At 31.6% G+C, this 6207-nt stretch carries 6 protein-coding genes; all 6 read right to left on the bottom strand.

All coding sequences use genetic code 11. The annotated features are described in order from the left end of the window. On the bottom strand, positions 1 to 430 hold a 430-nt coding region (locus ACN0WY_RS17245), incomplete at its 3' end, for a hypothetical protein (RefSeq protein WP_417801173.1). 17 nt (positions 431 to 447) lie between these two features. Next, positions 448 to 657: a hypothetical protein gene (locus tag ACN0WY_RS17240; RefSeq protein WP_330487125.1), complete on the bottom strand. Its 210-nt coding sequence runs from the start codon at positions 655 to 657 to the stop codon at positions 448 to 450. A gap of 122 nt (positions 658 to 779) precedes the next feature. Next, on the bottom strand, positions 780 to 1649 hold the full coding sequence (locus ACN0WY_RS17235) for an OmpA family protein (RefSeq protein ID WP_330487126.1): 870 nt from the start codon (positions 1647 to 1649) through the stop codon (positions 780 to 782). Between the two features lie 137 nt (positions 1650 to 1786). Next, positions 1787 to 3943 (bottom strand): OmpA family protein, encoded by a 2157-nt coding sequence (locus ACN0WY_RS17230; protein WP_417801172.1) that lies wholly within the window; start codon positions 3941 to 3943, stop codon positions 1787 to 1789. Between the two features lie 11 nt (positions 3944 to 3954). Further along, on the bottom strand, positions 3955 to 4875 hold the full coding sequence (locus ACN0WY_RS17225; RefSeq protein ID WP_417801171.1) for a type IX secretion system membrane protein PorP/SprF: 921 nt from the start codon (positions 4873 to 4875) through the stop codon (positions 3955 to 3957). Positions 4876 to 4910: 35 nt separating this feature from the next. Continuing rightward, positions 4911 to 6207: gliding motility-associated C-terminal domain-containing protein (locus ACN0WY_RS17220; protein ID WP_417801170.1), on the bottom strand; the 1297-nt coding region annotated here is incomplete at its 5' end.

Genomic DNA, 6207 nt, shown 5'->3' with positions numbered 1-6207 from the left:
CTTTTTTAACCTTTTCCCTTCCCCTATTTAAAACACCTTCACTATCACGGATATTTTTTTCTTGCTCTTCGATTCTTTCTTTAGCTTCACTTGACCTCATTTTACCGAACTCTCTTCCACTCATTCCTCCCTTGTCTCGACCATAAGCATTGCCTTTCCCTTTATTTTCTTTATCTACTTTAGGCTTGTCCTGCTTTTTAGCTTTATTTTCTTTCAACCCTTTCTTCTTTTTCATTTCCTGAGCTTTGTTATTCCCTTTTTCTTTTGTTTCATCTAGCTCTTGCTCAAGTTCTTCTTTTATTTCTTTTCCTTTCTGCTTTATTTCAGTGCTCTTTTCCTTTCCTTTACCTTTTCCTTGAGCAAATGTTTGCTGAGTTCCTATAAAAGCAAAAAGCATTATAATAGATACTATTAGTTTTATATTTTTCATAATGTTTGAGTTTTTAATTATATAATACTGTCTAATTCTTGCAACTGTTTTTCAAACTTCTTAGTTGCTTCATTTAATTTATCAATACCAGCTTTTACTTCATTCTCAATAGAATCAATTTTTTTTATAGCTGCTTCAATTTTCTGTTTCTCTTCTTGTTCTTTCTTTTTATCTGTACAAGAAATCATTAAAAGAATTCCGAATATTACAATCAATAGTTTTTTCATAATTTAATTAAATAGGTTCATATATAATAAGACACTTACACCACTATAAAGTCACTATAACTATAGTAGTTGGTTAAACCAAAAAACCAGCATGATGCTGGTTTTTTGTTATTTTGAAATACTTAAGGTTTAATATTTTCTTGCTCTGCTAATAAACCGAAAAATTTATCTAGATTTGGTAAAATTACAATTCTAGTTCTCCTGTTTCTAGCCCTATTAGCCGCCGAACTATTTTCAACAAGAGGTACTGAACTCCCTCTTCCCGATGCTATTAATCTACTAGGGTCAACCTTGTATTTTTTTTCTAAAAGTCTAACAATAGATGTGGCTCTTTTTACACTTAAATCCCAGTTATCTTGAACAATTTCATTACGAATTGGTCTTGAGTCTGTATGTCCTTCAATCATTACATCCATACTTGGCTCAGAATTGATCACATCAGCTAGTTTTTTAATTAACTTGTGCGCATTGCTTTTAATTCTATAACTTGCTGTATTAAATAACATTTTGTCGGAAACAGAAATCATCACAACTGTTTGATCAATATCAATATTTACATCTTCATCATTTTCTAATTCTGATGTGTTTATTGATTTTTTAAGATTATGAGCTATTGCTACATTCATAGAGTCCTTTAATGTTTTAGCATTTGCCAGTTCAGCTGGATCAACATTTTTAAGTGTTTCTCTCATTTTTTCTTTTACAGAATTAGAAATTACAGCTGATTTTCCAACCATGTCTAACTTAACGTTATTTTGTTCATGGAGTGATTCATTTACACTTTTTAACGAGTTAATTTTTTCATTGTAATCATCAACTCTCTTCTCAATCTTAGCAAACTTAGCTTCAAGCTGCTCTTTTTCTAGAGTTGTTTTTTGTAAATTTCCCCTTGTGTCATTGTACCTCTGTTCTAACTCAACGTACTTCTTTTTTGATACACAAGACGTCATTGTTAGGGCCAATAACGCTAAAGGAATAAATAGTTTTTTCATAATTAATAATAATGATAATAAGTTAATGTAACCTTATAACTTTATTTTTCTCATAATATTATACTCATACAAATAAAAAGCCCCTTTTTAAAAGGAGCTTTTTAACTTAATAACATAAGGATATTAGTGGGGAAATCTTAGTTCTTGTAATTTATGTTAACTTCTTTAGTTACTTTTTCACAATCTTCTTCTTTGTTATTAAAACACTTATTATTTTCTGGTCTTGAACTTCTTCCAGATTTCCTTAGATTCTTACTTAAAAATTCTAAGAAGTTACTTTTTTTGGTAGCTATTCTTTTTCTTACCTTTTTCTTTTCTTGCTCTTGCCTTATTTCAACAGACTCACTTCCTTTTACTATATAAAAATACGATCGTCTGTTTAATTGATATTCTTCTTCTGTACATCTTTTGCCATCTACACAATCATTTAAAGGTTTGTCTTCACCATAACCTATGGCGCTTTCAATTCTATTACTAGCAATACCTCTTGATAAAATATAATCTCTAGTAGATTTTGCTCTTTTGTCAGACAGCATTCTATTATAATCGCTACGGCCACGACTATCTGTATGTGATTCTATTTTAATTACTAACTCAGGATGATTGGTCATTACTGTTACAATATTTTCTAACTCATATTCAGCATCTTCTCTAATAACAGACTTATCATAGTCAAAATAAATTGGCTTTATTACTATTTGGTTTCCTATAATTAATGGTGTTAAATTTAGATTAACTGTAACTTCTTCGTTTCTTTTACTATTGGTAGAAATAACACTTCTACTTGGTCTATGGTCTAATTTAGTTGCAGTAATTGTATATGAATTATCACATGGTATATTTTTAAAAATATAGTTACCAGATACATCAGAAACCGTTTCTCCTATAATTTCTTTTTCTGAATTAATTAACTTTATTACTGCCGCATCTACAGGCGTATTTGTGTTATTATTTTTTATTACTCCGTTAACAACTTGTAAACAAACAGGGGGATCTGTATAAATAAAGAAACTATAAATATCGTCATCTCCTTTTCCTTTCTCTCTATTTGATGAGAAGAACCCCCTTTTTCCATTTTTACTTATAAAAAATGAGAAATCATCTTTTTTACTATTAAATGGATATCCTAAATTTTCTGGTGATGATAATGTACCGTCTTCTTTAATATTTGATTGAAAAATATCAAGAAGTCCTAAACCTAAATGTCCGTTAGATGAGAAATATAATACATTATCATTTCCTACATAAGGAAAAACTTCTTTTTCTGGTGTATTAACAGTGCTTCCTAAATTTATAGGTTCTCCATACTCATCTTTCCCTTTTATATCTACTTTATAAATATCAGATTGTCCATATCCTCCAGGCATATTAGAAACAAAGTATAATGTTTTTTCATCAGGGCTTAAGGCGGGGTGCCCTATGGAATACTCATCGTTATTAAATGGTAATTCTTTAACATTTATCCAATAACCATTTACATAACTAGCCTTATAAATCTTTAAATTAGAGGTATTTTTCTTACTTTTTCTTGCTCTTTTTCCTTCTGAATTATTCCTCGTAAAATAAACTGTCTTTCCATCTTTTGTAAAAACTGGCGTAGACTCATGAAGCTCAGAGGCTATTGGCTCACCTAATTTTTGAATATTTTCTAAAACTAATATGGTATCTTGTTTACTCCCTTCTAAGGTTTGTATGTGCTCTTCTGCCCTGTAAATATTTAAAAATGGTTGGTTATTCCATTTATATATTTTTTGTCTTTTTGAATCATTAGGTACAGCGGATGTAAAATATGATTTTCCATTCAATAAGAACCCTCCAAAATCTGAGTAGGGTGTATTTATTGCCAGATTTCTTACTCCTATCCTTTTTTCTTGACTATTGTAATCTAATAAGTAACTATCCTTTTTAAGCTCTTCATTTAGACTACTTTTTTGAGATTGTGCTAATTTTAAAAATATAGAATCTGATTTTTTATACTTTCCATTACTCCTCAATGCTTGAGCGTACTTAAATAAGTGTTTTTCTTCAACCTTTTCGTTAAAATTAGAAATAAGTTTTTGGTACCAAATTTCTGCTTTATCAGTATCTGAATTGTTATAGTAAGATTCTGCCAACCTACTTAATACATGTTGAGAGCTATCTCCTTTAATCAATACTAAATCTTTATACAATTTAGCTGATTGTATATAAGAAAATTCTTCAAAATAACGATCTGCTACTTTTCTACTTTGACTAAAACAGTTTAAACCCAACGTTGACAATACTGTTAATGCTAGTAATTTTTTTAACTTCATTTTTCTTTTATTTAAAAGAATCTGGGGGATCTATATCTTATGTCTCTAAATATTTCGTATTGTAACATAATTTCGTGTGTTCCTGAGTTTGTTACATTATAATTTGAAGTTGTTAAATCATATGAATACCCAATAAGTAAAGAGTCTGTTGCCTGAAACCCTAAAAGAGCACTTACAGAATCGTCCCATCTCCAAGATGCTCCTACTCTAAATTTTTCATTAAATAATAAGTTTGCTGAAATATCTAGTGATAAAGGTGCTCCTGAAACTCCTTTTAACAAAGCTGCTGGTTTGAACTTTAAGTCTTCATTTATATCAAAAACATACCCTGCTATTAAGAAAAAGTGCATTCTTTCTACAGCCACTTCTCCTGGTGTGTCTGCATCGTAATGCTCCATTCTCAAAATATTGGGCACTGACAATCCGACATACCATTGCGGTTGATGATAAAAAATACCTGCTCCTATTGTTGGTAAAAACTTATTTATATTATCTTGAAAGATGACTTCATCATCTTTATACGTTCCTTTTGACCAATCTATATTTAATAACCTTCCTCCTAAACGTAGACCAAAAGCTAAATTTCCTTCCTCTCCTGTTTGAATATTATAAGAAATATTTGCGTCTAAATATATTTCACTTGACGGACCTATTTGATCATTCATTAAGTTAATACCTAATCCTAATCCCGAATATCCTAAAGGAGTATCATAAGATAAATTTTGAGTATTAGGAGCTCCTTCAAAACCTACCCATTGCATTCTTCCTAAGGCTGTAATTACTGTATGCCCTTTAGATCCTGCATAAGCTGGGTTTACATTCATAGTATTATACATATACTGTGTATACTGAGGATCTTGTTGTGCATGAGTAGCTGTAAATACACAAATACTCAATACACATGTTAAGATTAAACTTAAATATAATTTCATTTCATTAAAGCTTTTATTCATCAGTCCTTTATTCTTTATCTGTTAATATAAATCCACCCTTTTTTAACCTTACTTCCGTTTCCAAGATCTAAGATATAGAAGTACGTTCCAACTGGCAATTTATCGCCCACATTTATATTAGCTCTACCTTCTGAAATTCCTCTAAATACAACGCTACTATTGTTATAACCTCTAGCTTTATATACTGTATTACCCCATCTGTTAAAAATTTCAAGAGTATTATTTTGGAATTTTTCAATACAATCAATATGTAAATAGCTATTTGTAGTATCTCCGTTCGGGCTCATAAGATTATTAACTTTTACACAGGTGTCTTCTATAATAGCATCACCAAAGCCGTCTAATCCATCTACACTATCAGCTATACCATCTCCATCAGAATCAATTCCACTATCAGTAACAACACCGTTTCCTCCGCTATTAGGATCTGTTGGATCTGTATTATTATCTGGAGAATTGGCATCTCCGTGACCATCCAATCCATCTACACTATCGGCAATACCATCTCCATCCGAATCTTCAGTAGGGTTATCAACTTGACCGTCTCCATCTTCATCAGAATTTCCTCCTTCTACTACATCATTGATTCCATCATCATCACTATCTAAATCTTGATAGTCAGGAACGCCATCTCCATCTGTATCTGGTTCTTCATCTTCATCTACTGAATCATCAGCCTGTCCATCTCCATTAGCATCTGTATACCCTGAATCATTCGAATCTATAACACCATCTCCATTCGTATCTAAATCTCCATTACCTCCTTCTATTACATCGTTAATACCATCATTATCGGAATCTAAATCTAACGAGTCTGGAATACCATCATTATCTGTATCTACCAAGCCATCTCCCTCATCAACATCTGGTATACCATCATTATCATCATCTACATCTATAACATCTGGGATACCGTCATTATCTGTATCTACACAATCTCCTCCTGACAATCTTCCATTTACTATAAAGTCTTCAGAAGAACCTCTACCACAACTACTATTCACACTTACTGTATAAGTAACTCCAAAAACATATCCATTAATGACACCATCTCCATCAACATTCAATGTTGGATCGTTGAAAATATAAGTCAAGCTTGAATCGTAATTTATAATTACAGCTCTTCCTGACGTTGAACAAGTCGCACTTTCAACGGATATAACAGGACTTGAAGGAACTGTTTCTTCTGTTACCACTACATCTGAACTCGCATCGGTAGCACAAGGTGCTGTAGCTGTTACTGTATAGGTATAGGTTAATCCAACATTTGACCATGTTCCTCCTGCATCTGGTGTTCCACCCAAGGCTGCA

Origin of the sequence: Tenacibaculum sp. (assembly GCF_048269885.1) — a bacterium.
GTDB lineage: Bacteria > Bacteroidota > Bacteroidia > Flavobacteriales > Flavobacteriaceae > Polaribacter.
The sequence above is the reverse complement of the archived record's forward strand: the minus strand, read 5'-3'. Positions and strand labels throughout refer to the sequence as shown.